The 23407-nt window shown below is 68.0% G+C and carries 23 protein-coding genes, 1 tRNA gene and 1 pseudogene; 2 read left to right on the top strand and 23 right to left on the bottom strand.

All coding sequences use genetic code 11. The annotated features are described in order from the left end of the window. Positions 1-203 precede the first annotated feature (203 nt). From ACTJKY_RS19760 to ACTJKY_RS19800, 9 genes and pseudogenes are all read right to left on the bottom strand, one after another. Positions 204-2324 (bottom strand): Atxe2 family lasso peptide isopeptidase, encoded by a 2121-nt coding sequence (locus ACTJKY_RS19760; protein WP_440847806.1) that lies wholly within the window; start codon positions 2322-2324, stop codon positions 204-206. After that, entirely contained in the window at positions 2318-4888 is a 2571-nt protein-coding gene (locus tag ACTJKY_RS19765) for a TonB-dependent receptor plug domain-containing protein (protein WP_440847807.1), read from the bottom strand. The genes ACTJKY_RS19760 and ACTJKY_RS19765 overlap by 7 nt, the downstream gene beginning before the upstream one ends. 82 nt (positions 4889-4970) lie before the next feature. After that, on the bottom strand, positions 4971-5981 hold the full coding sequence (locus ACTJKY_RS19770) for a FecR family protein (RefSeq protein WP_440847808.1): 1011 nt from the start codon (positions 5979-5981) through the stop codon (positions 4971-4973). Then, positions 5974-6663, bottom strand: a complete 690-nt coding sequence (locus ACTJKY_RS19775; protein ID WP_440847809.1) for an RNA polymerase sigma factor — start codon at positions 6661-6663, stop codon at positions 5974-5976. The genes ACTJKY_RS19770 and ACTJKY_RS19775 overlap by 8 nt, the downstream gene beginning before the upstream one ends. Before the next feature lie 506 nt (positions 6664-7169). Next, positions 7170-7893 (bottom strand): annotated as a pseudogene (locus ACTJKY_RS19780) (RES family NAD+ phosphorylase). After that, positions 7890-8069, bottom strand: coding sequence for an MbcA/ParS/Xre antitoxin family protein (locus ACTJKY_RS19785; RefSeq protein ID WP_440847810.1), 180 nt, complete (start codon positions 8067-8069; stop codon positions 7890-7892). Before ACTJKY_RS19785 ends, ACTJKY_RS19780 begins: the two are co-directional and overlap by 4 nt. Positions 8070-8100: 31 nt before the next feature. Then, the gene (locus tag ACTJKY_RS19790; RefSeq protein WP_440847811.1) at positions 8101-8298 is read right to left on the bottom strand and encodes a hypothetical protein; all 198 of its coding nucleotides are present in this window, start codon (positions 8296-8298) and stop codon (positions 8101-8103) included. Between the two features lie 99 nt (positions 8299-8397). Further along, the gene (locus ACTJKY_RS19795; protein ID WP_440847812.1) at positions 8398-9726 is read right to left on the bottom strand and encodes a tyrosine-type recombinase/integrase; all 1329 of its coding nucleotides are present in this window, start codon (positions 9724-9726) and stop codon (positions 8398-8400) included. Positions 9727-9890: 164 nt separating this feature from the next. Then, a tRNA-Ser gene (locus ACTJKY_RS19800) sits at positions 9891-9983 on the bottom strand. A 162-nt stretch (positions 9984-10145) separates the two neighbouring features. Between ACTJKY_RS19800 and ACTJKY_RS19805 the strand changes: the two genes are divergently transcribed. After that, on the top strand, positions 10146-10937 hold the full coding sequence (locus ACTJKY_RS19805) for a DUF1134 domain-containing protein (protein ID WP_440847813.1): 792 nt from the start codon (positions 10146-10148) through the stop codon (positions 10935-10937). Positions 10938-10979: 42 nt separating this feature from the next. Here the strand turns inward: ACTJKY_RS19805 and ACTJKY_RS19810 are convergent, their stop codons facing one another. Beyond that, a complete protein-coding gene (locus ACTJKY_RS19810) occupies positions 10980-12305 on the bottom strand; it encodes a dihydroorotase (RefSeq protein WP_440847814.1) in 1326 nt (441 codons plus the stop codon). 45 nt (positions 12306-12350) lie between these two features. Between ACTJKY_RS19810 and ygfZ the strand changes: the two genes are divergently transcribed. Further along, on the top strand, positions 12351-13085 hold the full coding sequence (ygfZ, locus tag ACTJKY_RS19815) for a CAF17-like 4Fe-4S cluster assembly/insertion protein YgfZ (protein WP_440847815.1): 735 nt from the start codon (positions 12351-12353) through the stop codon (positions 13083-13085). A 155-nt stretch (positions 13086-13240) separates the two neighbouring features. On the opposite strand, the gene ACTJKY_RS19820 is transcribed toward ygfZ, so the two are convergent. The 13 genes from ACTJKY_RS19820 to ACTJKY_RS19880 form a co-directional block, all read right to left on the bottom strand. Then, complete coding sequence (locus ACTJKY_RS19820; RefSeq protein ID WP_440847816.1) at positions 13241-14362, bottom strand: OmpA family protein; 1122 nt, start codon at positions 14360-14362, stop codon at positions 13241-13243. A 108-nt stretch (positions 14363-14470) separates the two neighbouring features. Beyond that, complete coding sequence (locus tag ACTJKY_RS19825) at positions 14471-14974, bottom strand: DUF2793 domain-containing protein (protein ID WP_440847817.1); 504 nt, start codon at positions 14972-14974, stop codon at positions 14471-14473. Continuing rightward, entirely contained in the window at positions 14971-17133 is a 2163-nt protein-coding gene (locus ACTJKY_RS19830; protein ID WP_440847818.1) for a phage tail protein, read from the bottom strand. The genes ACTJKY_RS19825 and ACTJKY_RS19830 overlap by 4 nt, the downstream gene beginning before the upstream one ends. Beyond that, positions 17133-17519: a peptidoglycan endopeptidase gene (locus ACTJKY_RS19835; protein ID WP_440847819.1), complete on the bottom strand. Its 387-nt coding sequence runs from the start codon at positions 17517-17519 to the stop codon at positions 17133-17135. Before ACTJKY_RS19835 ends, ACTJKY_RS19830 begins: the two co-directional genes overlap by 1 nt. Next, positions 17516-18322, bottom strand: coding sequence for a DUF2163 domain-containing protein (locus tag ACTJKY_RS19840; protein WP_440847820.1), 807 nt, complete (start codon positions 18320-18322; stop codon positions 17516-17518). Before ACTJKY_RS19840 ends, ACTJKY_RS19835 begins: the two co-directional genes overlap by 4 nt. Then, positions 18319-20577: a DUF2460 domain-containing protein gene (locus tag ACTJKY_RS19845; protein WP_440847821.1), complete on the bottom strand. Its 2259-nt coding sequence runs from the start codon at positions 20575-20577 to the stop codon at positions 18319-18321. The genes ACTJKY_RS19840 and ACTJKY_RS19845 overlap by 4 nt, the downstream gene beginning before the upstream one ends. Continuing rightward, entirely contained in the window at positions 20577-21137 is a 561-nt protein-coding gene (locus ACTJKY_RS19850) for a tail tape measure protein (RefSeq protein ID WP_440847822.1), read from the bottom strand. The genes ACTJKY_RS19845 and ACTJKY_RS19850 overlap by 1 nt, the downstream gene beginning before the upstream one ends. Next, positions 21130-21324, bottom strand: coding sequence for a phage tail assembly chaperone (locus tag ACTJKY_RS19855; protein WP_440847823.1), 195 nt, complete (start codon positions 21322-21324; stop codon positions 21130-21132). The genes ACTJKY_RS19850 and ACTJKY_RS19855 overlap by 8 nt, the downstream gene beginning before the upstream one ends. Beyond that, complete coding sequence (locus ACTJKY_RS19860) at positions 21321-21635, bottom strand: gene transfer agent family protein (protein WP_440847824.1); 315 nt, start codon at positions 21633-21635, stop codon at positions 21321-21323. Before ACTJKY_RS19860 ends, ACTJKY_RS19855 begins: the two co-directional genes overlap by 4 nt. Beyond that, positions 21632-22039, bottom strand: a complete 408-nt coding sequence (locus ACTJKY_RS19865; RefSeq protein ID WP_126002123.1) for a phage tail tube protein — start codon at positions 22037-22039, stop codon at positions 21632-21634. Before ACTJKY_RS19865 ends, ACTJKY_RS19860 begins: the two co-directional genes overlap by 4 nt. A gap of 175 nt (positions 22040-22214) precedes the next feature. After that, positions 22215-22616 carry a tail completion protein gp17 gene (gp17, locus tag ACTJKY_RS19870; RefSeq protein ID WP_440847825.1) on the bottom strand — a complete coding sequence of 134 codons (402 nt, stop codon included), beginning with the start codon at positions 22614-22616 and terminating at the stop codon, positions 22215-22217. After that, on the bottom strand, positions 22613-22861 hold the full coding sequence (locus ACTJKY_RS19875; RefSeq protein WP_440847826.1) for a hypothetical protein: 249 nt from the start codon (positions 22859-22861) through the stop codon (positions 22613-22615). The genes gp17 and ACTJKY_RS19875 overlap by 4 nt, the downstream gene beginning before the upstream one ends. After that, the gene (locus ACTJKY_RS19880; RefSeq protein WP_440847827.1) at positions 22807-23373 is read right to left on the bottom strand and encodes a head-tail connector protein; all 567 of its coding nucleotides are present in this window, start codon (positions 23371-23373) and stop codon (positions 22807-22809) included. The genes ACTJKY_RS19875 and ACTJKY_RS19880 overlap by 55 nt, the downstream gene beginning before the upstream one ends. Positions 23374-23407 lie beyond the last annotated feature (34 nt).

Genomic DNA, 23407 nt, shown 5'->3' on the forward strand with positions numbered 1-23407 from the left:
ACCAGTGCTGGCCTAAGCTCGATGATCGCTTCCTTCTGACGAAGCCTGTGGGTGACACTCCGCCGGGGGGAGAACCCTTCATCCCGTTCCCGCAACAAGCCTCCCGGAAACAGGCGAGAAATCTAGCCAAATCGAAGCTGAGGCGAGCAGGAGATTTTGCGGGATGGGATCGAACTTCGCTCGCACGCAGATCGCGCTTGCGCCTATCGCACCGGCTTCGACGGAAGCGGCGGCGCAGATCCGGACCGCAGGGCGCGCCACCGGGTATATTGCGAGGTCTTGGCCGCATCAGGATCCTCCCGGTCCTGCAACCAGAAGGCGAACCAGTCGAGCGTGCGCGAATAGACGGCGCGGCGATGGATCGGCTGCCACTTCACATGAAATTCGTCTGGGTAGACGTACATCTCCACTGGCTTGTTCTGCTCGTGGAGGGCACCAAAGGCCTCAAGGGCGAGCCGGAATTCATTGTCGGCGAGTTGCATCAGAAGGGGCGTGTCAACGCGGGCGGTGTTGCGCGCCAGCGACATGTCACGCCAGAAAGCTGGATTATCGCGAGTCGCTGGCGGATAGCCCATGCCGCGCAGCCATTCCGCCCAAGCGAGCCCGCCATAGGTCGCGGTCGTATTGGGCTCCATGCAGCAGCTGCTGAGCGCAGCCGCAGCAAAGGCTTTGCTGTTGATCAGCGCGAACGCAACGGTGGTCGCGCCGTCGCTGAGGCCGGTGATTCCGACACGCTTGGGGTCGGCATAGCCTTGCTCAACTGCCATTTGAACGCCGGTGAGCACCGATGACAGAAGGCTGCGGCGCTCGCCCCAGTCCTTCTGGTTGGCGGCGTTGATCTCGTACCAAGTCTTGAGCTGGGGAAAGGCCGCAGCGAAAAAGCTCGGGCGCTCGGTGCTCAGCACAGCGATGCCGCGCTGGGCGAGCAGAAAGATCGGATACTCGTTGCCGGTACCGCCACGCAAAAATCCGTCGCTGTGATACTGGACCACCACCATCGGCAGCCGCGTGCCGGGCGTGTAGTCAGGCGGCAGAACAAGATCGCCCCATGCCTCAAGCCCGAGATCGTTGCGCCACTTTAGGCGGCGGATGGACCCCAAACGGGCGCTGGCGAATTCGGGATTGGGATCGAAGATCATTCGGGTAGCACCCGTTGCAGTGTTGATCGCGACTATCCTGCGCGGCGTGCTGCTATTCTCGCGCGTGCAGACCAGTTCGGTACCAGCCATCACGCACCCATGCAGTACATCGGTGGTGCGCAGGATGACAGCGGGAGGCGCTCCGTCGGGCTGCCAGCGATAGAGCGCCATGGCCTCCTTCGCCCATCCCTCACGACGCAGGAAGAGAACCGAATTGCCCTGCCACCACAGCGACAGGATACCGCCCGCACAGGCATCGGCATCACAGCGATGGGTGCCAGCGCCGCCGGTGACGACCAATCGGGCAGGTGCGAGCGGCGAACTGTCCTGCCGCTCGATCAGGCCTTTGCTGCCATCGGGTCTGCTCGCTATTGGATCGACGGGCATGTTGGCCGGTGCGGCCCGCGCGACTGCTGCCTGGTCCGCCGTGTTCGCGGGCAAAATCGCGCCGGTGCGCAGATCAACCGCGTTCGCATCCAGAAGGTCGGTCGCGGGCATCAACGGTCGCGCCGAAATCTCCGGCGACACCCTGCGGTCGTAGAGCCATCCTGACTGACCCTCGCGATCGAGCGCCGCCTCCGTCTCGGCCGCCCCCTTCCGCGTTCCATAGAGCAGCCGGGAACCATCGCTGCTCCACGCCACCGCTTCGACATCGAAGGCGGCGTGCGTGACCGCGCGCGCGCCACTTCCGTCCGCCTCCGCCACCCACGCCTGGGTCACACCGGCATCGCGCCGCAGATAAGCGATCCGGCGCCCATCGGGCGACCAGGCCGGCACGATCGTGCGCGTGGCGCCGCTTGGCAGATAATGGCCCCGCTGCACGTCCAGGATCGTGATGAGCACACCGCCCCGATCGACAACGCGCGGTGGTTCCTTCCCGGTAAGCCCGCTGACCACGACCGCCCGGCAATAGCTGTTCGTGGCGAGATCGGCCCGGTTAACGATGTAGGCGATACGGCTGCCGTCGGGGGACAGCGCGAACGGACTAGGTCCACTGAAGGACGCCGAATCGGGATCGCCGATTTCGCGGAGCTCGATAAGGTCTGCTGCTGTTAACTCACGATCTGCCGGGCGGGCGGCGTCGCCCCCGGGCAGGACCTGCTCGCAGCGAGCCCAGGCGCTGGTCGGAAGCAGCGCACACCAGAGCGCAGCAACGACACGCAGACAGAAGACCGGGCTCACCATGAGCGGGTGATCCCGAACGCGATCATTCGGCCGACAGGCGAATAATTGGTCGAATCATAGGGCGTGTCGTAGGGAATCGAGGTGGTGATCGGGTCCGGCTTGGCGTTGAACAGATTTTGCACCGACAGGGTGAACTCGAGGCCACCAAGCGGGGTGCCGGGAGCAACCCGGTAGCGGGTGGTGACGTCAAGCGTGGTCATCGACCCGATCCGGGGGGCCGGCGACGACCGCGTGTCGCGAACAGTGCCGATATAGTTTGCGTTGGCGGCCAGGGTAAGGCTGCCACCGGTCCAGGCCGCCGCCATCTGGCCCCGCCAATGGGGCGGATTGAAGACGGTTCCGGCGAGGTCATAGACAGGCTGGCTGGCGCTGAGCTGCTGGTCGCTTTCGAGATAGGCGACGTCAAACGACAGGCGTAGATGTTGATCCCGTGCGATCGCTGCGCTGTAGCTCGCCAGCACGTCGACGCCCCGCGCACGCTGCCGCCCGGCATTGAGGTTGGCATCGTCGACGATGGCGACGACGTTCGCAGGATCATAGGGCACGCCGGTGACGTTGAGGAACGTGCCCGCGCTGGCGATCGCCGCTGCCTGCGTTGCCGCACTGGGATAAAGAATGATCTGGTCCCGATAGATCGGATTGCTGAGTGCCTGGGCAAGCAGCGTGATCGGCGCGACGATGCGGTCGCGATACTGCACGTTGAAGTAGCTGATCTCGAGGCTCGTCCCCGGCAAGGCGCGGGGGTGCAGTGCCAGCGTGGTCGACCAGGTCGTCGCCTTTTCCGGCTTGAGATCCGGATTGCCGCCCAGGATCAGGATCGCCCCGGCGCTCGCGGGCGTGCTGGTCGCGCCCAGCGATCGAGGCGGAAACAGATAGACGGCGCGCGGCTGATATTGCTGATAGAGCGTCGGCGCGCGAAACGAGGTGCCCCAGCTTCCCTTCACGCTGATGTCAGGTGTTACCGCCCAGGACAGGCCGAGCTTCGGCGTCGCCACGTCGCCGATGCCGGGGTAGCGCTCGTAGCGCAGCGCGGCGCTCGCATCGAGCCTGGTTACGAAGGGAAGATTCGCAGCCGGACCGATCAGCGGCAGGCTCAGCTCGCCAAAGGCGAACCAGTTGTCCTGAGAGGCGACGGTGTTGACCGCGCTCCCGGTCCCGACGAACCGCCGGAAAGCGATATCGCGATAGCCGCCGCCGACCGCGAGCTTGGCGACACCGCCCGGCAGGCGGAAGAGATTGCCATTGGCGTTGACCTCGAGCGACTTGGCGGTGTTGCGGTAGAAACTCGAGCCGGAATCGCTACAGACCGATGCAGCGCACTCGAGTTGATGATAGTCGACGCGCTCCTTGCCATAGGTACCGCCGAGCGCGACCTGCCATCCGCCGGACAGGTCGAGCGTCAGCGTCGGTGCGACGCCGAAGGACTTGTCGACGGACGAGAAGGTCGCTTGGCCCTGATCGAGATTGCCGCCTGCGATCGTCGGAAAGGTCAGGTCGCTCCAGCGGATATTGTACAGCCCGTCGAGCGAGAAGGTCAGGCCGCTGCCTAGGTCCTGATGCCCGCTGGCGACGACGCTGTGGTGACGAAGCGCAGGGAACAGGTCGAGCCCCGGCGCGCGGCTGGCCGCATAGGATCGCTCCCCGGCGCGGATTGCGGTGTTGCTGCCATATTCATAGGCTGCAAACAGCCCTCCGGAGTCCCAGGTGCGTCCGGCAAGCGCGCCATATTGCTGCTGAAAGTCGCCGCCGTCGGCGGTACCCGCGAGGCGTGCGCTGGTTTCCAGTCCGTCATAATCCTGCCGCAGGATGATGTTCGCAACCCCAGCGACGGCATCCGAGCCGTAGATCGCCGAGGCACCGTCCGGAACAATCTCGATACGGTCGAGCGCCGCGACCGGAATGCCCGAAACATCGACGCTCTGTCGGACCGCAGTATAAGCCAGACGATGCCCGTTGAGCAGCGTCAGCGTCGCATCGCTGCCAAGGCCACGCAGGTTGATGGAGGATCCGCCACCGACATCGACGCCACTGGCAGAGGGTACGTTCATGCCGATGCCGGGATTCTGTCCGCCGCCGAAACTCTGCGGAATGCGGCGAACCACGTCGCCCAGATTCGCCAGACCGGCGTCACGAATGTCTTCCTGACCGATCCGGACGATCGGCGACGCGATGGCGGCCCCCCGGAGCCGGCTGCCGGTTACGACGATGTCCTGTGACTCCCGGGTCGCAGCGGTGTCCCCGTTCGCCTGGGCCTGCCGCACGGCAAAGCCGCCCTCGACCTGTGTTAAGACCAGCCCCGACGAACCGAGCAGCAAGCACAGGGCCTCTTCCGACGTGTAGGATCCATGCAGTGCCGGCGCCTGCAAACCGGCGACCGCATCGCTCCCGACTAACACCGTAATGCCGGACTGGAGTGCCAGCGCCTTGAGCGAGTCGCCAAGCGGCTGCGCCGGCAGGTCAAAGGCGATATGCTGTACTGTCTGCGCGCCTGCAGCCGTGGCGTGGGCCGCGAGCGCGATGGCGGCGACGCCGTTGCACCAATATCCCGCGTGAAACCGAACCATTCTCGTTTGTCTCCCCCTTGGCCATGACGTGGCTGGTCGAACGGGGAGACGCCGGGGGACGAAAACCCCCGACAGATTTTTTTCAGCGCGGCATGGTCCCGTCCCTCGCTCCCGGACGCAGGAGGAGAACACCGGGATCGGATCGATCGATGCCGAAGCCGAAGCTTGCCGCCACGGCCGCTGCGAACGCTTCAGGCTGGCGCACCTGGAACGCCCCGGTCGTCATAAGGCCGGCTAGGCGTGGGTCCGCCAGGCGCAGCTGGATGCGGTTGTAGCGGTTGATAGCCTCGACCGCCCTGGCAAGCGGCGTGCAGTCGAGCGCCAGCATGCCGGAAACCCACCGCGTTTCCTCCGTCGGAATGGAACGCGGCGTGGCGGTGCTGTCCAAGTCCGCAGTCTGGCCTGCGGCAAGCTTCCGGACGAGATGAGCCCTTCCATCCTCCACGCGGGTGAGATCGACATGGCCTTCCAGCACAGCAACCGCTGGACTGGCACCAGTGACACTGACATCGAAACGCGTGCTACGCCCCGCGACCATCCCGCCGCGTACGGCAACGGTAAAGGGGCGCTTGCTATCCGGCACGACGCGGAAGCGGGCGCGGCCGCGCTCGAGCGACACCCGCCGTTCGCCGGAGGAGAGGACGACCTCTACGCGCGTGGCAGTGTCGAGGGTCAACTGCGACCCATCCGGCAACGAGAGCGTCCTGATTTCGCCAAGCTGGGTCTCGTAGATCGCGGCTTTGGCCGACGAAACCAGTGCGACCGGCGAACCGTATTGCAGCAGGCCAGCCGCTCCGATGCCGAGCACGGCGATGACACCGAGACTGGCGGCTGCGACATGCGTATTGTGCCGCATCAGGAACGGCGCACGGTCCAGCTTTCGCATGCGACCGATCTCGCTGAAGGAAAGCTGCCCGCAGTCCTGCCAGTGCCGTTCGGCCTGTTCATAGGCGATCCGGTTACGACGATCGGCTGCGATCCAGGCGGCGAAAGCCTGTTCGACCATCGGGCTAGCGTCGCCTTGGCGGCGCACCAGCCATTCGCCAGCAGCATCGTGAATACGGCGCGGAATTGGCTCCGGCGTGTCAGTCATGGCGGCGAAGGTGCCGCCCAAGCTGCTTGATCGCCCGACTCATCTGCTTTTCCACCCCTCGCACGCTCAGCCCCGTCTGTTCCGCGATTTCCGCGTAACTATAGCCGTCGAGCCGGCAAGCGAGAAATACCTGTCGCGTGAGTGGCTTCAAACCAAGCACCGCTTGTTCGATCCGGGCAAGCCGGTCGCGCGCCTCCAGCGCCGCCACGGGATCGCCAGCGCTGACTTCGACATCGTCGATCGAAACATGCTGGGCCTGATGGGTACGCCCGGCAGCGCGGGCTTGGTCGCGCAGGAGATTGTGCGCCACCTCGCGCAGATAGGCGCCCGGCGCATTAACCGTATCGGTCCGGTCGCGCGCAACCAGCCGGGCGAACACCTGTTGAACGATATCCTCAGCGCGATCGTCGGCGGCGCGGCGCTGGAGAAACCGCAATAGACCCGGTCGCTCGGCACGGTAGAGATCGTCCACGACCGCCATGGACGCCACGCGATCATGGCCGGGCGGCAGCGGGTCGCCTTCCTCCAGTGGCACGCGGACGGCGCCTAGCGCGGTGCGCATGTTGCGGAGCGCCTTGCATCGACTGTCGCGTCGGATCGCATCGATCACATCTCCTCGCATTCGGCGAGGCGATGCCGGCGAAAGCCGGGTGTTGAGAACATGCACGAGAACATGCGCCAACGCCTTTAGCCGCGAACGGCTTGGACATGCGCGTCGGCCACCCGGCAAAGGGAAGGCGGATAAATTCGGTCTCGCACGAGGTTCTCACGCCTCGGCGCCATGCAAACACGGCGCTCGGGTAGAGTACCGCTCGTCCGCCAAGACGCAAGCCCCGTGGAAATGGCAATAAACGCACCAATATTGGCAGTCGGTAGCTTCGAATGTCGATTCCGGGAAGCGCCAGTGTGAGGCCACGGCTTGCAGTCTCGTGCGCGGTGATCGACCCGAGCGGGAGGGCTAGGCCGGCGGGCTTCGTCTTGCCAGATTCTCAGCCAGAGACGTGGTTCTTCGATACGTTCAGGTAGAACGCGAACGCGGGCAACAAGACGTGCTGCGCTTTCCGTATCGGCTGGATCTCGTCGGGCTGGGTGTTGTGGCCGCAAGGCATGTCTCGTCAAACCCCTACAGGGGGCGCCCGCCGACAGCAGCGACCTCGTGAAGCCCTTCCATTCGGCCGTACCCCTGCGCTAACCGGTCTCCACGATCCGGAACACCGCGCCGGAGGCGGCGTCGCGGTACAGATCGACGCGATTGCCATCCCAATGGTAATCGAGAGGGCGCCCCTGGCGCGGATTTCGCGCCAGGTCGGGATAGAAAAGGCCGACGCATTCCCCGCCTGGGTCGCGCTGGCTCGGATAGACGACCCCCTCACTTCCAGCCGCCCGCAGGGCAGTACCGAGCGCCTGACCAGCTTGGTGCGAAATGCGGATCGAGCACGTCTGCAAGTCCCTCCACCTGCTCGCGAAGGCCATGCAGCTGTGCGGGAATATCGACAAGGATTTCGCGGAATTGTGACGTCCAGCCGGGCGGTTCGCGCGTTAGCGCCATGAACCGCGCATGGTGGTGGATTGTCTCGAGGAGCGCAGTCTCGAAACGGTTGCCGGCATAGAGCACACCAGTGCTACCGTCGGTAAAGCGGCTTGGCCGATTCGTGCTGACATGGGTGAACGGCGCCATCAGATAGCTGGCGCCGGGGCCAGCGACGCGGCGTTCCGGCGGGACCAGGTCCAGGGTGCCAATGGTCTCCATCAGCCGCGGGTTGGTCTTCTGCTCGGCAGCAATCAGGAGCGGCCAGTCGGCGGGATCGGCGATGTCGTCGAACAGGTCGATCGGCGGATAGAGGCTGCGAATGATCCGAACCGCCCCGTCCCATTCAACCCTCGTGCGCGCCAAGCGCTCGGGCGGAATCACCAGCCGCCACGCTCCGCGTCGAGGTAGCGCCGCACCCGCATCAGGTCGGTGAGTTCGCCGCCGAGCATGACGTCGAGCGCGGGAAGCTCGCCAAATGCGGTGTTGGGAGCCTTGATCCAGGCGTAGCCGCGCTGCGGGTCGCGGAAGGTGAGCCGCAGCGCTTTGTGGATACCCATGAGGTTCGAAAGCCGCGCTTTCTTGTCGCGATCAATTCGGCCAAGTTCCCCTCCCTTCCAGCGACGATAGGTAGCGGCATGTCGAGCAGCAAGCCGCCTGCTCGTCGGTGAGCGCCCACAGGCGGAACAGATTGACCGCGGCGCGGAACATCGTTGCGCTTTCTGCATCGGAGATCGGCTCGGGAACGAAAGGCGGCGGCAGAGTGTCAACACGCTGCAAGGCGGTCATGACCAATCTTCTTTGGCATCATACAGCCGAAAGGATGCCATTCGGCAAGGACGTACCTGCACCGATTGTTGTGCGGCTCCAATCTGCTCGACTCGGCAGCTACTGAACAAGTTGCAGCTTTGGCCGTGCAGATGGCGGGCATAGGGAGGGTCGCTTGAACGGATTCACCTTGCTCGGAAGCGGCAGCAGTGCATCCGGCGTGACCAAACCCTCCGACAGCATCCCTGCCCACAGTTCCGCCAGCTCGCGCCGCCGTTCCATATAGGCCGCCCGATTATAGGCGCCCTCCACCTTGTTTGTCGGGATATGCGCCAACATCAGGTCAATCACGGCCCGATCATCCGGTCGCCCATGTTTCTTGGCCCACTCGTTCATGATCGTCGAGAATGCTGCCCGGAAGCCATGGGGCACATGGCGCCCGTGATACCCCGCCCGATTGAGCAAATACCCCAAGGCGTTTTCGCTCATCGGCCTGTGCGCCTGGCGATTGCCCGGAAAAACAAGTTTGCCCTGACCGCTCAATTTCCATGCTGCACGCAGGACTGCCACGCTTTGCGGGGCAAGCGGTACGAGATGATCACCACCGATTTCATCCTTGCGGTCACGGTCCCCCTTCATGCGCGCCGCAGGAATGCGCCAGAGCGGCGCCTCGCCGTCGAGATCTTCGAACTCCGCCCAGGCGGCCCCGCGCAACTCACCTGGACGAACGGCCGTAAGGGCGATGAGACGCAGCGCCAGCCGGGTTATCGGCCGGGCGAAGTCGTCGTCCACGACTGCCAGCATCTTGCGAAGCTCGGCGATGTCAGTGATGGCCGGTTGGCGTCCGCGTTTCGGCATCGGCTTCAGCGCGGCCCCGACCTTTTCCGAAGGATCGGCCTCCGCGATACCGCTGGCGATCGCATAGGCGTAAATCGCCGAGATGCGCTGCCGGATCCGCTTGGCGGTTTCGATGGCTGATCGCTGCTCGACGGCACGAAGGACCTCAAGCAACTTGGGCGGCGTGATTGCCGTGATCGGGAGCGAGCCGATCGCCGAGAAGATATCGCGCTCCAGCGACCGAAGCACATCGGCGGCATGTACCTTCGCCCATTGCGGCGCATTGATCGCATGCCACTCGCGCGCAACCTTCTCGAAGGTGTTGCGTGACGCCTCGACATTGGCCTTGATCTTGAGCTTCTTCTCGACGCTCGGATCGAGGCCTTCGGCGAGCAACCGGCGCGCGTTGTCACGCTTCTCCCGGGCAGCAGCCAGATTCACGAGGGGGTAAGGCCCGAACGAGAGGGTTTTCTCTTTCCCGTCGAATTTGAATTTCATTCGCCAGAGCTTCGATCCCTGCGGCGACACGTAGAGATAGAGCTGATGTGCATCCGCGAGTTTGTAGCCCTTCAGCTCCGGCTTCGCGGTGCGGATTCTGGCGTCGGTCAACATGGCGGTCGGATACCCCATTTCTGAGACCCGATACCCCATTTCCATACCCGGTGACGTGCGAACGGGTACGGACCGTTAGGAACGGGCCGAATGGGTAAACCCTCGGTTTTCTGCGGATTTTGTCAATCCCAGTGCACTGCTGCGAACCCCTGGGAACGGGCATCTGGCGGAGACGGAGGGATTCGAACCCTCGGTACCAGTAATCCCGGTACGGCGGTTTAGCAAACCGCTGGTTTCAGCCACTCACCCACGTCTCCGGATGCGCCGAGGTCGAGGCCTATAACGAGCCATTCGCCCGCAATCAACGGGGATAACCACATCAACGTGAAATCGAGTCGATCGGGCGCCCATTCATTGCCGCGACAGCCCGGCGCCCCTAGGGTGGCGCCCGCAAAGGCAGCAGGGTTCGGGAAATTTTGATGATGCGATCGGGTTGGTTCACGCTTCTGGCAATTGCCGTCACCGGGCTGGGCAGCGTGCCCGCCGCCGCCCAGATGACGACGATCGACCCCAACACCGCGATCGATTCGGACCTGAAGTCTCCGGCGCAGCAGCAACAGCCGCGGCAGAGCGCACCGCCGCCTGCGACGACGCAGATGCAGGAATCCTATCCTCCGGCAGATACCGCCCCGCCCCCGGCCGACGCCCCGCCGCCGCCCGCCCAGCCCGGCCCGGCCAGCCCTGCCGCTGCCGATCCTTCCACGACCACCGCGCGCCAGGCGGCGACCGACACGTTCGAGAAGGACGATCTGCTCGCTGCGGCGGAGGGCACGTTCGGCAAGGGCGCCTCGGGCCTCGCCAAGCTGCTCGAGGACATTCTGAAGGACCAGGGCAAGCCCAACGCCTATATCGCCGGCAGCGAGGCCTCGGGCGCGATCGGCGTCGGCCTGCGCTATGGCAAGGGCCAGATGTTCCACAAGGTGGAGGGGCAGCGCCCGATCTACTGGACCGGCCCCTCGATCGGCTTCGACCTGGGCGGCGACGCCAACAAGGTGTTCGTGCTGGTCTACAACCTCTACGACACGCAGGACATCTACAAGCGCTTCCCGCAGGGCGAAGGCCATGCCTATTTCGTCGGCGGCTTCTCCGCCTCGTATCTCCGCCGCGGCGACATCGTGCTGATCCCGGTGCGGCTGGGCGTCGGCTGGCGGCTGGGGGTCAACGCCGGCTACATGAAGTTCAGCGAAAAGCAGCGCTGGCTGCCCTTCTGATCGGATGGGGGCGGGGCCGCATCGGCAGCCCCGCCCCTACCCTCAACCGAATTCGACGGCCTCGAACTTCACCGGCTCGCCGATCGCCTGGTTGGCCAGCTGGCCTTCCCACATCACCCGGTTGCCGCGGATGATCGTGCCGACCGGGCGGCCGGTCAGCTCCATGCCGGTGAACGGCGACCAGCCGCAGCGCGAGGCGAGCCAGGCCTCGTCCACCGTCCAGCGGGACTTGAGATCCACCACCGTGAAGTCGGCGTCATAGCCGGGCACGATGCGGCCCTTGCCGACCAGCCCGAAGATGCGTTGCGGGCCGGCGCTGGTCAGGTCGATCAACCGCTGCAGCGTCAGCCGGCCTTCGGCGACATGGTTGAGCATCAGCGGCAGCAGCGTCTGCACGCCGGGCATGCCGCTGGGGCTGTCCGGATAGGGCTTGGCCTTCTCCTCCAGCGTGTGGGGCGCATGATCGGAGCCGAGCACGTCGGGCACACCCTGGCGCAGCCAGTGCCACAGCCCGTCGCGATGCGCGCCGGAGCGAATCGGCGGGTTCATCTGCGCATAGGTGCCGATCGCGGGATAGGCCTCCTCGCCCGCCAGCGTCAGGTGCTGCGGCGTGACTTCGCAGGTCGCGATGTCCTTGTTCTGGCCGAGCAGCTCAAGCTCGGCCGGCGTGGTGACGTGAAGGACATGGATCCGCCGCCGCGCCGCGCGCGCCAGCCGCAGGATGCGGCGGGTGGCGAGGATCGCGCTTTCGTCGTCGCGCCACACCGGGTGCGAGGACGGATCGCCAGGCACGCGCTCGCCGAGACGGTCCTGCATGCGGAACTCGTCCTCAGCATGGATCGCGACGCGGCGGTGGCCGGAGGCGAGCACCCGCGCGAGATTCGCATCGTCGGACACCAGCAGGTCGCCGGTCGAGGCGCCCATGAAGATCTTCACGCCCGCCGTGCCCGGCAATCGTTCCAGCTCCGCCAGATGCTCGGCGTTGCTGTTGGTCGCGCCGACATAGAAGGCGTGGTCGCACCACATGCGGTGATGCGCGCGGCGAAGCTTGTCGGCGACCGCGTCGGCACTGTCGGTGTTGGGCTTGGTGTTCGGCATCTCGAACACCGCGGTCACCCCGCCCAGCACCGCCGAGCGGCTGCCGCTTTCCAGGTCTTCCTTATATTCGAGCCCCGGCTCGCGGAAATGGACTTGGCTGTCGATCACGCCGGGCAGCACGTCGAGCCCGGTGCAGTCGATCGTCTCGCCCGCATCGCCGACATTCCCGATCGCGACGATCTTGCCGCCGGAGACCCCGACATCCACCTCCGCCGGTCCGCTCGGGAGATGCACGCGGCCACCGCGCAGCTTGAGTTCGACATTCGCCATGGCTTGCCTCTTTCGTCAGCGTTTGCCGCGTCCTACCTGTTCGGCATGAACGATACCAGCACCTGGCTCGACGATCGCGCGCTGCTGCGCCTCTCCGGCGACGATGTTCGCGGCTTTCTGCAAGGCCTGCTGCCGCAGGATATGGCCAGCGTCACGCCGCAGACGCCGCAATGGGCGGGGCTGCTCACGCCGCAGGGCAAGGCGCTGTTCGACTTCCTCCTGTGGGCGGAGGGCGACGCGATCCTGATCGATTGCGAAGCCAGCGCGCGCGATGCCATCGCCCGGCGGCTGACCATGTACCGCTTGCGCCGCGCGATCACGATCGAGCCGATCGAGGGCGGCGTGCATTGGTCGCTGGCGACGCGTCCCGGCGCGGTTCCCGATCCGCGGCTGGCGGCGCTCGGCTATCGCTGGCTGGGCGACGCCACGGGCGAAAGCGCCGCACACGCGTGGTGCGCGCATCGCTTGTCGCTGGGGGTCACCGAAGGCATCGACGAGCTCGGCAGCGACAAGACCCTGTGGCTCGAATGCAATGCCCAGGAACTGCACGGCGTCAGCTACACCAAGGGCTGCTATGTCGGCCAGGAGAATACCGCGCGGATGCACTACCGCGCTAAGGTCAACCGGCGGCTGGTCGTCGCCCCGCTTGGCGAACCGGGCGATCGGACCCGCACCGTCTACCCTGAGCTGGGCAAGATGGTCGAACTGCGCCGCGTCGACGCGCTCGGCGACGCGCTGATGCCCGATTGGCTCGCCACCGCACTGGCGGCGGACGCCTGACCCGCATCGGAATGAAGGACAGGGTCTAGATTGCAGCCTGCGCGCGGCATGGCTCGCCGCGCCTGCTCCACACCTCCGGCAAATGCACAAAAAGAAAGGGAGACCGGTTACCCGGTCTCCCCTCTTTGCTTCCATCCCTTGCGGGAAGGCGGCAATTACATGCCCGAACCCGGACCGTACGTGATTTCCACGCGACGGTTCTGGAGTTCGCGAACGCCGTCGGCGGTCGGAACGCGCGGGTTGCTCTCACCGAAGCCCTGAGCAGACATTGCGGCGTCGGGGATACCCTTGCCACCCATGTAGCTGCGGACCGTGTCAGCGCGACGCTGCGACAGACCAACGTTGTAGCTCGCCGAACCCGAACGGTCGGTGTAGCCGGCGATGACAACCTTGGTGTTGCTGCAATCGGCATAGTTGCTGATCGCATTGTCCAGGATGCTCGCTGCTTCCGGCGTGATGTCCGACTTGTTCCAGTCGAAGAACACGATGTACGGCCCAGGCGTGCACACCTTGGCTTCCGGAGCCGGGGGCGGCGGAGGCGGCGGAGCCGGCTCAGCAACCGGCGGCGGCGGCGGCGGCGGCGGCGGAGCCACTGCCTCTTCCGGCGCACCGAAGTTGTAGGTCAGGCCGACGAGCAGGCTGTGCGAGCGATAGCGACCCTTCCACTGGTTGCCACCGATGTCGACCAGCTTGACGTCCGGCGCGTTGAAGAAGCGATACTTCAGCGACACGTCGACGTTCTTGTTGATCGGCGCGCGAACGCCGGCCAGCGCCTGCCATGCGAACACGGTGTCGGAGTCGTTCAGCGTGTCGGCCGGGCCGGAAACGCGGAGACGATCCTTGATGCGGGCAACACCCGCACCGCCGCCGACGAAGCCCTGCAGGCCGTTGTCGTCGCCGAAATCGAGCAGGCCGTTGACCATGAACGAGAGAGCGGACGTGCTGCCGCTTGCCTGATCATAGTTGCCTGCCGGCGCCGGGAAGGCGCTGGTCGCAAGCGCAACGGCGCTGCGTGCGCTGTCGACGCGCGAGCGACGATAGCTAACTTCGGCTTCCGCACGGAACGGACCGAAGTCATACCCAATTTCACCGCCCACATCGTAACCGACATGGTTGTTCTGCGTCACAGCATCCTTGCTGGCGCCTACGTCGAAGTGAATATCCTCGACGAGCATCGCGCCACCTTCAACACCCACATACCACGCGTCGTCGCGGGCAAAGGCGGGCGTGCTGAGCGCGGTCGTGGCGAGCGCCAAAGTGACGGCAAGCTTCCGCATCATAATCCCCTTTCATGGTCGTCCTTACGGACAGGCCAAACTCACTACTCAAACCAAAGTTTCGGCGCAAGCGCACAAACCCGCGGACTGTTGCACAAACGTCACATGTTAATCGACTCCGATCAACCCGTGTTGGCGCAACGATTGCACGACCGCAGAGATCGCCCTTCTCGCCTCTGCGTCAACCGTCGTGCCCCCCGTCGGTTCCGCCACATTCGGCTGCCTCGGCCCAACTACTTGGCGTCCTTCGATAAAAAGTCTTCCATAGGTACGCCCTTGGTACCATTCTCCGCCGCTGAAGAGCGCCAGCGCCTGGTCTGCCGCCACCCACACCTGCATGCCGTCGCGCGGCGTCAAAAATCGCCAGCCGCCCTCGGTCCAACCTGTTAGCTTGCGTGCGTGCCCGGCCCAGAAGCCTTGCGGTGCAGCACCGATGATCCAGCATTGGCCGAGACTCGGCGCCGCGGGCGGAACATCGACCATCGCCGCGACCACGGCAGCCTGCGTCGCGATATCGAGCAGCGCCAGGGCTTCGTTGTGGAACATCTCCTTTTGCGCCTGTCCGGGTTCGAGCAGCGGCAGCGCCAGGCGCGGGGTGGGCGAAGCGGTCATCGGTCGTCTCCAAGGCTGGGAAGCGAAAGCTGGGCGGCGGGCGACAGCCCATGCGTGCCGATCTGCCGCACCGTCAGCGTGAGCGGCAGCGCACGATCGGCGGCGGAAAGCGCGAGGCCTGGGGAGTCCAGCGCGAACACGCTCCGCGCGCCGCCGCGCACCATCTCCACCTGATAGCGCTCGCCCTCTTCGACCAGCGGCACATCGACGCCGTCCCGCCATGCCCAGCCGAGTCGGCTGCGCCGCACCCATCGCACCTGCGTGACGTCGCCCTGCCGAGTCGCGCGAAGCTGCACCGGGGCAGGCGGCAACAGCGAAACGCCGGTGGCGGCGGCAGCGACGGGCGGCGCATCGATCGCGTCGCCGGAACCCTGCGCAAGCAGCTGCACGGTTCCGCCGATCGCGACCCGCAGATCGAGCGGCTTCAGCGTATCGCGCGTCACCAGCACGAATCGCTCGCCCGCGCGCTGGGTGCCGATCGCCGCCTCGGTTCCGCGCCGGCCACGCCACAGCATGGACAGGCGCCAACGGGTGCCGCCAAGGCTTTCCGCCTCGCCGAACTGGAGCAGTTCGTCACCGAGCATGGCGAGGTTCGCGCCGGCGTCGAGCGCTGCCGTATCGGCATTGGCGAGCGCCATGTCGCCACGGGCCAGGTCCACTTCGGCAAAGCCGGCGGTATCGATCAGCGCCGCGCGCCCGGCGCCGGGCGGCACCCGCACCACGCCCAGTATCGCCGGATAGGCGGTGTTGCCCGCAGGGGCCCAGCTTGCGCCGCCGTCGACGCTCGCCAGCAGCGCCGCGCGCCGCCAGCCGGTGCCGCTGCCTGCGGCCGCCACCACCAAAGTTGGCGTCGTCGCAGCGACGTCGTCGAGCGGCGGCAGCTCGAAGGCGTCCAGAATCGTCTGGCCCGTCGGCGTGTCAGGTGCGGCGACCGCCCGCCCGGGGCTTGCAGCACCGGAGAGCGGCGCCTCGGCGATCGGCACGCATTCGATCTTCACCACCATGTTCTCGAGCGACCAGCGATCCACTCGCCATTGCCCAGGTGCGCCGTCGATGGCGAGCCGCGCGCCGGGGGCGAGCGTCAGCGCCTCCCAGCCCAGCGTCAGCGTGCGGCGTTCGCGGGCAAGGTCGGTGCGCGCCAACGCGCCCGCCGCCATCGCCTTGGCCGATCCGGCGTCGAGCACGGCGGGCAGGTCGATTCGCGTCTCGCGCGTGCCGGTGCCCGGGCGCGACGCCTGCTGGACGCCGGCCTGATAGTCGCGCGCCGGATCATAATAGCCGATGCTCAGCCGCCGCGGGGCGGCATCGGCTGCGGCGATCGCCCGGACCCCGCGGCCGGTGGGCTGGGCGTCGGCGCCGACGCCGCTGTCCGACATCGCCCGCGCCGCGCCCGTGCCGGTCTGCAGGCGGAGCGAAGCGCCATCGCTCTCCACCCAGGCGCCGGTCGCCGCGCACAGCGTGTCCAGCGTCGTGCGCAGCGACTCCTGCGCGGAGAAGCCGGCGAGCGGCATGGTGAGGCCGTCGGCCGGCACCCCCAGCGCCTGCGCCACACTGCTTGCGGGCACGGGTTCGGCATCCGCGATCACTTCGAAGCTCAGCTGGGGAATGCGGTTGCCGAACGTGGCGAGTTCGAGGTCCTCGAACACCGCATAGGCGGTGCCGCGATGCGCGGGCGCCGTGCCCGTGCCTTCGATCGAGGCGATCAGCGGGTCGACCGGCTGGTTCTCCGCGCCGGTATAGAGGCGGAAGCCGGTGCGCACCTTGAAGTCGCCAGCCGCGCCGCGGAGCAGCTGGCCGTCCGCCCAGATCCGCCCCACGCCCTGGATCGGCCGCGTCGACAGCGCCACCGCGAACGACGCGGTGTAGCTGTAGGAGGTGGCCGAGGGCCGCCCCTTGCCGCCGCCCTCGGTGGCGCGATGCTCGATCAGGTCGGTCGCCCAGATCACGCTGCCCGCCACCCGGATCGTCCCGAACAGCTGCGGGACCGCGGTGCCGTAGCTCGAGGTCTGGACGCGGAGGTCGGCGAGCCGCGGCCCCTCGCGCGGGCCCTGCTTGAACAGCAACTGGCGATCGATCGCACCGCCGATCAGGCCGCCGAGGCCCGCACCGAAGGGGCCGCCGATCAGCCCGCCCGCCACCGTCAGCACCACCGTCGCCATCAGCCTTCCTCCTCCAGACGCCAGCAGCTCAGCACCGGCCAGGGTACCGGGCCGGGGCGTTCGACCACCCGGCGCGCGACGGCGTCGGCATGGATGATTCCGTCCTCGCAGCGGATCGCGAGGTGCAGCTGGCCGGGCCCGCTGCGGCAGAGCAGCAGGTCACCGGGTTGTGCTTTCGCGACTTCGGCCAGCCCAGCTTCGCGCAGCTGCGCTGCGGTTCCCGCCGCATCGCCGGTACGCAGCCGGTAGTTTGCAGGCGCGCCGCGCCCGAGCGCGACCACTGCCAGCCCGACGCAGTCGAGCCCCGTCGCCACGTCGCGTCCGTGCAGCCGAAAGGGCGTGCCCAGCGCCGCCCGCGCCGCCGCGACCACCGCCGCGCCGCTCATGCGACGGGGTACCGGGTGAGCAGGTCGGTGCCCGGCAGGAAGGGCTCGCCGCGGAAATTGGCGGCGTTGGCGAAGCGGCCCGAGCAGGTCTCGAACCGGCCGTCGCAGCCTTCGACCAACTCGACCAGCGCCCCCACCCCGTCGAAGCGCGGCGGGCGGCGGAGCGTCACCCGGTTGCCCTCGGATACGGCGATCGCATCCTCCAGCCCGCTGTTCGGCCCGCCGAACCAGCGCAGCCGGCCGTTGGCATAGGCGTTCGCGACCGACTCGGCGGCATCCAGCGTCACGACGGCATCGGCCACCGCGGTCACCCGGGCGAAGCGCCGCCGCCCGGCCATCGCCACGCGGCAGCGCGCGTCACCCAGTTCGGCGCGGCAATCGGGCGAGGTCGCCTCGGCCACCGGCGCATCGAAGGCGGCGGTGAGCCCGCGCAGCTCCGCGGTGATCGCGCCGTCCCGCGTTTCGATCGCACCGATCGTCCCCTCGCCCAGCGCCACCGTCTCGCCCGGCGCGGTCCAGTCGGTGGCGAACAGGGACACGCGGGCAAAGTCCCAGCGGCCGGCCAGCAGGTCCGTCTCCGAGATGGCGTCGCCCGAGAGCATGCCGTGCACGTCCATGCTGTCCGCCTCCAGCGTCGCGCTGCGCTCGACCGCGCTGGGGGTCATCCCCGGCGCGGCGCGGTAGAGCACGCCTTCGATCAGCAGATCGCGGTCGTGCGCGGTGAGGCCGATCGTCACCCCGTCGCGCCGCTCGATCCGCCAGCACAGGGTGACGGTGGTCAGCGTGCCTTCGAGCCAGCTCATTCGCGGATCTCCACCAAGGGCACCGAGGCGGCGGCGCCGGCGAGGAAGGTCGCGCGGCTCACCCGCAGCTGGTCCTCGGCGAAGCGCACCGGCACGTCGAACAGGAAGGAGGCGGTGAGCTTCACCCCCGCCGCGGGCGCGACGTCGAGCGTCACCACCCCGCCCGCGCCCAGCGTGAAGGCCGAGGTCGCGACGCCGTTCAGCTTGAGCGCCACGGTGCCCGCCACCGGCCGGGTGATCCGCCGCACCGTCTCGCCATAGCTCCTGACCAGCTGGAAGCGCGCGGTCTGGCCGTCGCCGGTGCCGAGCGGCTCGTCCTTGGCCTGGTAATCGAACGGATCGCGCAGCCGGAACCTGCGCGCCGGCCCCATCCGCGCGCGGTAGAAGGCCAGCAGCGCGGCGATGTCCGCCTCGGAGCGGACGCCGGGGCCGACATCATAGCGCGTCCGCGCCTGCGCCCAGGCGGCGTTGCGCCGCTCGGCGCCGCCCGCGCTGGTGACGATCGCGGTCGAGAGCTCGGGCACAACCTCCGCCTCGCGGCCGAGCGCGATCGGGAAGGACACGTCGTCGAAGGGCGTCACTTCCGCCTCCTGGTCGAAATGGGTGAAACCGTCGCGCGCCACCTGCGGCAGCGCCCAGACGAAGGTCGCCGCGACACCGCGCGTGCGGCCGCGCTCGACCGCGTCGGCGATCGCGCGCCACTGGAGCCGATCCTCGGCGCGCAGCACGAAGCCGGCGAGATAATGCTGGCGCGCCGCCGGATAGCCGAGCCGCGCCTGCGCCGCCGCGACCGCGCGTTCGGACGCCGCCGCATTGCCCGCCGCCGCCCAGTCATAATCCTCGAGCTGCAGCACATCGAAGGCGGGCGAGGTCCAGCCGACGGGCATATTGGCGCGCTTTGCCTCGGGCATGGCGGGATCGAGCACGGTGGGCAGATAGGTGAGCAGCAACACCTGCGCGCCGGGCGCGGCGGCCTTCACCGCATCGCGCAGCGCGAGTGTCGAGGCGGCGAGCAGCGCCCCCGCCGCATCGAGCACAGCGGTGTTCACCGTACCCTTCAGATTCTGCGCTGAAGGATTGCCCAGCGCCGCCTTTGCCGCCGCATCGTGGATGCAGATCCGGCCATCAGCCATCACCCACCACCAGGGCTCGCCGACCTGGACCTTCACCGCCAGCCCGGCCCCTTGCGCGATCCCGACGAACGCCAGCGCCACTGCGCGCAGATAGGCCATCGCCCCGCCATGCGCCGGTGAGAGCAGCGTCGAGGGCGGGCTCCACCCGGTCAGCGCCGCGCTGCCATCGGCGGTGCGCTGCTTCCAGTCGCCCCAGCAATGCTGGTCGAGCAGCTCGTAGCTCAGCGACCAGATCACGCCATAGCCGAGGGCCCTGGCCCGCGCCGCGAAGTCCGCATGCCAGGCCGCGCAGGCCCGGTTGAGCGCCCCGCCGGCCAGGCTGGCATAAAAGCCGCCCGAGGCGGGCTCGAGCCGAAAATAATGGCTCATGCCGACATAATGGAGAATGTCGCCGCGATAGCCGAGGTGGAGGATGTTCCGCAGCAGCCGCGCCGGCGTCTGGTTATAGCCGTCGTCATAGCCGGTCGCGATCGACAGGCCATGCTCGGGCACCACCACGTCGCCGATCGTCAGCACCGATCCCGGCCCGTCGCAGGCGATGCCGGTCAGCTCGACCCAGCCCTCGCTCGCCGCCGCCAGCGGCGTGGTGTCGCCCGCGACATAGCCCGGCGGCACCAGCGAGACGAACATCCGGTCGACATCCCCGGCCCAAACCGGATCCGCCTCGCCCGGCAGCAGGAAGCCCCCCGCCACTTTCGAGAAATCCAGCACCACTTCGGCATCGCTCGGCGACCCGCTGGCATAGTTCCACAGCCGCACATACCAGGAGCGCGGCGCGCCCTGTTCATCCCGCCCCTCGATCGTCAGCACCGGGCCGTTGATCGCGTCGAGCGCGATCACCCCCGACGAGCGCCAGCGGAACCGCAGCCGGCAGCCGCGAAAGTCGCGCGCGGTCGCATAAGCGAGCAGCGGGTGGTCCCAACGGTCCTCCGCCTCCCAGATCAGCCCGGCGAGATCGCCGCGCCGCTGGAACACCAGGTCGACACGCAGCGCATCGGGTGCGCTGGTGACCACGCTCGCCATCATCGGCCGGGGAAAATTCACCGTCCAATAGACCGGATCGAACCGGCTGATCCCGCCCGTCGTCTGGTCGCGCCGCCGCGCGGCGAGCCACCAGCCCATCAGTCGAGCCCCGCCAGCGCCGAGCGCACCGCCCGCGCCACCTGCCGGCTCGACTGCGCCAGCGCCTTGGGCGCGGCATCGGCGGCGGCGTTGACGGTGATCGACACGCGCACGTCGCGCCCGCCGCCCTGCCCGCTGCTGGGCGCCACCTGCCCCGCGCTGGTCGGCACGAACAGCTCGGGCCCGCGCTCGCCGACCCAATAGGGCCGGCCGGGACTCACCGGCCCGCCGGTCGCGCGGCCGGGCAGCCCCAGCAGCCCGCCGAGCAGCGACAGCACGCCGCCCGCACTCTCGCCGCCGCGGCTCAAGGGCAAGCTGACGCCCATCGCCGACTTGGCGATCTCTTCCAGCGCGCGGATCGCGATCTTGGCGAGATCGTCGAAGCCGAGCTTGCCCGTCTGCACCGCGCGCAGCAGCGTCGTCTCGATCGTCTTGCCCGCCCGGTCGACGCCGGTGGCCAACGGTCCCTCCAGCGTGCCGCGCATCGCATCGACATCGCGCGCGAAGCCGGCGGTATCGGCACGCACCGACACCACCAGCCGTTCGATTTCCTCATCCATCGGGAAATTGCTCCTGCAATCTTGCGATCAGGTCCGCGCTGGGCGGTTCCCTCGCCTCAGGCGCGGCCGCCATCAGCAGCGCGGCGAGCTCCGCCGGAGTCGCCCGCCAGAACCGATCGGGGCTCCAGCCGAAGGCGAGCCCCGCCAGTCCCGCCAGCCGCCCGGCGGCCTCGGCGAAGCGCGTCACCGCCCCGCCAGGATCTGGCCGATCAGCGCCTTGAGCGCGGGCGTCGCCGCCACCAGCCCGGCCTCGGTCACGCCTTCGGAAAACATCTCGCGGGTCAGTCCCTCGGGCACCGCCTTGAGGCAATGCCAGAACAGCGCGACCATCTCGCCCAGCGCCAGCCGCCCGGCCGCGGCGCGCTCGACCAGCGCGAACAGCGGCCCCAGCTCGGCCTCGGCGGCGACCAGCGCCTCGAAGCTCGGGCGCAGGACGAGCGGCACGCCGCCCACCCGCAGGGTCGCCTCGCCGCGCACCGGATTGGCCGGGCCGGTCACGCGCTCACCACGGGCCCGGAGCTTTCCAGGCTCAGCGTGTAGCTGCGCTCGCCGTTGAAATCGCCGGCATAGTCGAGCCGGGTGACGAGGAACTTGCCCGTCATGGTCTCCCCGCTCTCGAAGCTCAGCCGATAATCGTCGAGCGTGCCGGCCAGGGCATTGGCCTTGACCCGCACCTCGGCGGTCGATCCGGTGAACACGCCCGCCGCGGACACGCTCACCGAGCGCACCCCGGCGCCGGACAGCAGCTCGCGCCAGCCGCCCGAATCCTTGCTGGTGATCGCCACCGCCTCGCCGTTCACCGAAAGCTGCGTCGTCCGCAGCCCCGCCACGGTGGCGTAGACCACCGGCGTCGCGCCATTGCCTACCTTGAGCAGGAAGGCGCTGCCTTTTTCTGCTGCCATGTTCGTCTCCTGTTGGTTGTTTCTTGGGGTGGCGGGCCCCCTCCACCACCGCCTTCGGCGGCGGTTCCCCTCCCCCGCTTCGCGGGAGAGGAAACCCTTGTGCGAATAGCGTCTCCTCCACCGCGAAGCGGGGGAGGGGGACCGCGCCGCGCCAGCGGCGTGGTGGAGGGGGCACTCACGCCGTCCGCAACATCCGCACCCGATGCTCGACCACCGCCGTCACCCCGCTCGCCCCCTCGTCCACCACCCGCGTGCGGACCAGCACCCGGCTGACGATCCGCCAGCCGCCGCCGAGCGCCGCGGGCATCGCCGCGACCGCCGCCTCGACATCTGCCGCGAGCGCCCGCACCCGCTGCCGGGTCGCCCCGGAATCGCGCACCAGCACCGAGGTGCGGACCTCGCGGCCGTCCTGGTCCTTGGTGCTCCAGTCGGTGAGCATGACCTCGTCGACGAGCAGATAGGGCCGCACCGCGCGCTGGGGCGGCCCATCGAACACGCCGTTGACCGGGGTGGACAAGGCGCCCGTGGCAGTGAGCGCCGCGCGCAACGCCGCGGTAATCGCTTCCTGCGGGCTCATCGCAACAGCCCTCCCAGCCAGCGCAGCGCGGGGTCGGCAAGCCAGCGCCGCCACAGCCCACGCCCCGACAGCGTCACCGCGCTGCCCTCGACCGCCACCGAAACGCCAGGCACCGCCTCGCGAACCCGCTCCGCCAGCCGCCCGGCCGCGTTCGTCGCCGCCACCCGGCCTGCCGCGTCAGCCCGCGCCTTCAGCTGCTCCAGCATTGCCGCCGCACTCCCGCCATCAGCTGCAGCCGCCGCCACGGCCGCCAGAATGCCACCACCGCCGCGGGCGGCACCGATACGTCGCCGCGCGTCTCGAGCAGATGCGCCGCGAGCAGCACCACGCCTTGCGCAAGCGGCGGCGGCAGGTTCTCCCAGCCCGGCGCCGTGCCGGCGGCAAAGGTCACCCGCATCCGCGCGGTTGTCGTCGTCGGGGCAAGGCGCACCCAGCCCTCGCCGCGCGCATCCAGATCGATCGTGTACGCCGCCACCGGCAGCGCCGTCGCCGCACCCGCGGCATCCACCGTCTCGACTGCGCCGATCGCAGTCACCGGCGCCACCGGCAGCCGCTGCCAATCGGGCGATCGGCCGAGCCAGGCCTGCCATTGCCGCGCGATCCAGGCGGTGCCGGTAAAGGCCTCGCCCAACGCCAGCGCGGTCTGGACCGCGGCGGTGACGGCGGCATCGTCGGTGCCGTTCGCCATGCGCAGATAGTCCTTCACCGCCGCGCACGCGCTCGCGATCGCCGCCGCCGGAAAGGGCGGTGCGTCCATGGTTCTTCTCCCTCTGTTGGTTGCAGCCGCGTGC

The organism is Sphingomonas sp. 22176 (assembly GCF_052045505.1).
GTDB lineage: Bacteria > Pseudomonadota > Alphaproteobacteria > Sphingomonadales > Sphingomonadaceae > Sphingomonas.